Consider the following 3,658-nt stretch of genomic DNA (forward strand, 5'->3'; position numbering starts at 1 on the left):
TACCAATATGCACTTGCCTTTGGATAACGTTTTTGTGTTTCATAATCTACATAGAACAAGCCATAACGCTTATTATATCCATTTGTCCATGAGAACATATCCATTAAAGACCAGACAAAATAGCCTTTTACATTGACTCCAGCTTCGATTGCCTTTAATGTGAATTCTAAATGTCTACGAATAAAGTCAATACGTGGTTCATCATCAATGATTCCATCCACAAAATCATCTTTATATCCCATACCATTTTCTGTGATATAGATTGCTTTATAGTTTGGATATTGTTGACGAATACGCACCAACATATCAAACATACTTTCTGGATGAATCAACCAATCCCAGTCCGTACGAGGAATGCCTTCCTTTTCCATTCTTCGTCCAACGTTTTTTAAACAGAATCTAGAAGTTCCCTTCTCTCCTGTTCCATTATGATGAATATCATTTTCCCCTTCATAATGTTGAATAAAACGAGATTGATAATAATTCATACCCATATAGTCATTTAATAATGCAGCTTGTTTCAACACATCAAAATCTTCATCTAACAATTCTAACGTACCATTATTTATACTAACTAAACGATTCACGATTTCCATGGTTTCTGTTGAATAATATCCTTTAAATGTTGCATCCAACAAGAATTGATTTTGAAGTACATCCTCATTTTTTGCAGCTTGAATATCATCCAAATTATTTTCATCAAATGGATATTTATATTCTAGAGACTGTACAACACCTATCTTTCCATTATATCCTGCCTTTTTGTATTCCAATACTGCCAAGGCATGCGCCACCATCATATTGTGCATAATCTGGAATGCTTTCGTCATATTGTATTTTTCGCCATTCGGGAAAGTTCCCTCAATATATGTGTTTGTGGCAACCGCCCAGATTTCATTGAATGTAAACCAGTATGTTACTTCGTTTTTGTATTCTTCAAAACAATATTTTGAAAATTCTATGAAAGCATTGATTGTATCTCGATTCAAAAAATCGCCTTTTTGGTAAAGTGTATCTGGAGTATCAAAATGATGCAATGTCACAAATGGCTCTACATTGTTTTTATGACATTCTTGAAATACTCTATGATAGAAATCAACCCCTTCCTGGTTGATTCTTCCAGTTCCTTCCGGAAAGATTCTAGCCCAAGATATAGAGATACGAATTCCATTGACACCAAACATGTTACATAGTTTTAAATCTTGTCCATATTGATGATAGAAATCACTGGCTGGATCCGCTTTAAAACGTCCTTGTTTGGCAAGAAAATCATCCCAAGATACTTTTCCTTTACCGTATTCTAGAGTGCTACCTTCGCATTGATATGCGGCAGTAGCGCCTCCGAAAATAAAATCATCCGAAAATTTCATACATTTATCCTTCCTTTACTTGTTCACAAATAAATTCAACGGCACCTTTTGGATCACGAGTTAATTTAATATATTGTGCACCTTTTGTTGCGACAACTTTAGTACCGTATTTAGAAGCATCCTGTTGTACTTCTTCTAAATGCGATTGTACTTGTGGTGATAATACAACAATGTCATAATCTTTCAAAATATCATAATGCGAACCATATGCACTTGCGGTTGCATCAATTGGTAAGTTTTCAATTTCTGCTCCTTCTTTAACGGCATTGGCAAACATTGCTGATGTTCCAGCACCTACACATAATACTAATACATTAATATTTTTATTTAAACTTAAAGGTTGAACTTCTTTAGCTTCTTCTTTTTCAACTTGTTCTTCTAAAGCATCTAATGCTTCTTTTTCTTTTTCTTCTTCTAATAAAGTTGCATCATACGCCTTAATAAATGGCAAGTAAACAATTCCGTCTACAACAATTAATACAACAGCTAATACAACAGCTAATAAACTAATTCCTGTACCTAAGATCAATCCAATTGGAGCTGGTGTCGCCCATGGTAATACGTAGATAAATGAATTCATTTTTAATACGTCCACAAAGAATTTGAACAATGATACGTTGATCATTGGAGTAATCAAGAATGGAATGAAGAAATATGGATTCAATACAATTGGTGTAGCGAATAACAATGGTTCATTTACTGCAAAACATACTGGAACAAATGTTGTCTTACCAACAGCTTTTAATTGTTTTGATTTTGCGAACAACATGAATAAGAATGGTACTACAAGGGTAGCTCCAGTTCCTCCCATTGTTCCTACGAAGTTTCCAAGTCCTACAGTTAATACGTTAGAGGCTTGTTCACCTGCTTTGAATAGTGCTAAGTTCGCATCTACATTGGCATAAATAATAGCTGCAATAGCTGGTTCTACAATACTTGGTCCGTGTACACCTACAAACCAGAACAATGCCATAGCACCCCAAATAATACAGATTCCTAAATATCCATCGGCAGCTGTAAATAATGGTTGAAGCAATGTGATAATAGCTTCGGCAAAAGTATAATTAAATGCAGTTCTACATGCCACATCAATCAATACACATACTAAAACTGAGAATGAGAATGGGAATACATCTCTAAACATTTGAGAAATAGTTCCCGGCACTTCTTTTGGCATGTGAATTGTAACATCTTTAATAACACAGAATTTATACATATTTACTGTAATGAATGCAGAAATAAATGATGCTAGTAAACCTTTTGTTCCTAAATATGTAGTTGAGATACCGCCATCTACATTTGAAACAGCTAACAACATAAATCCAACAATACTTGCCAACATAACACTTGTTGTATTAATGACTTTGTTTTTAGGCATTCTACGATTCATACTTTCAGCTAAACAACGAGCTGTAGTAGCCGCAACCAACAAACCAACAACACCCATTGAATAGTTATATACTTTCCATAACCAGTCAGATACTGTAGCTGGTAATACAATTCCAAAGATTTCTGGAATCGATGCAGCTAGAATAAATACACTTGAAAATAGAATGGCTGGCATTGCAGTTAAGAAACCATCACGAACAGCTCCTAAATAAATATTTTGCGCAATCTTATCAAAGAAAGGTTTTCCTTTTTCAATTTGCTTAATAACCCCGTTTAACATTATTTGTTTCCTCTTTCTTCATATAAATTAATAAAATCATCTACAATATCACGCAATAAAATCGTTGTCATCAAATGATCTTGACCATGAATGAAAATGAATCCCATTTCCATGTCTTCTCCTCTAGCCTCTTGTTGTAAGATCTTTGTTTGAGACTGATGTGCCAAATTAATATTTTCATCGGCTTCTTTTAATTTCTCCTCAACGTGTTCAAAATTACCCGCACGCATTTCTTTCAACAATGATAACAATGTACTTCTTGCATCTCCTGAATATGCAACTATTTCAAATCCAACCATACTTAACTCATCTTTAGTCATTTTCTTTTCTCCTTTTACGATGTGGCCTTATCGTTTACACCATTAGTGTAAGCGTTTTCCAATCATTTGTCATCACATTCAAACACTTTTTAACGCTTTTTCAAACATTTTAAAACATTTATGTAACAATTAAGCGATATTTTAATAAAAAGTGTTTGCTTTTGTTTGTTTTGTGTTGACTAAATAATATATGAATGATATCTTTTATAAATAGAAGAGGATGTCAATATGTTAAAAAAAGAACGTTTAGTAAAAATTGCACATAAAGTAAATCAAAATGGAATCATTACCATTCAAGA

3 protein-coding genes are annotated in these 3,658 nt (G+C 33.5%); all 3 read right to left on the reverse strand.

The genetic code is table 11. The features are described 5' to 3' along the window. Positions 1-1,370 (reverse strand): 6-phospho-beta-galactosidase (gene lacG, locus ACZQCL_RS07450; RefSeq protein ID WP_482482533.1); only part of this gene is annotated, 1,370 nt, incomplete at its 3' end. Between the two features lie 4 nt (positions 1,371-1,374). Further along, a complete protein-coding gene (locus tag ACZQCL_RS07455; RefSeq protein ID WP_329970168.1) occupies positions 1,375-3,039 on the reverse strand; it encodes a PTS transporter subunit EIIC in 1,665 nt (554 codons plus the stop codon). Further along, positions 3,039-3,359 carry a PTS sugar transporter subunit IIA gene (locus ACZQCL_RS07460; protein ID WP_117925787.1) on the reverse strand — a complete coding sequence of 107 codons (321 nt, stop codon included), beginning with the start codon at positions 3,357-3,359 and terminating at the stop codon, positions 3,039-3,041. Before ACZQCL_RS07460 ends, ACZQCL_RS07455 begins: the two co-directional genes overlap by 1 nt. Positions 3,360-3,658 lie beyond the last annotated feature (299 nt).

It is taken from the genome of Holdemanella sp., assembly GCF_056804935.1.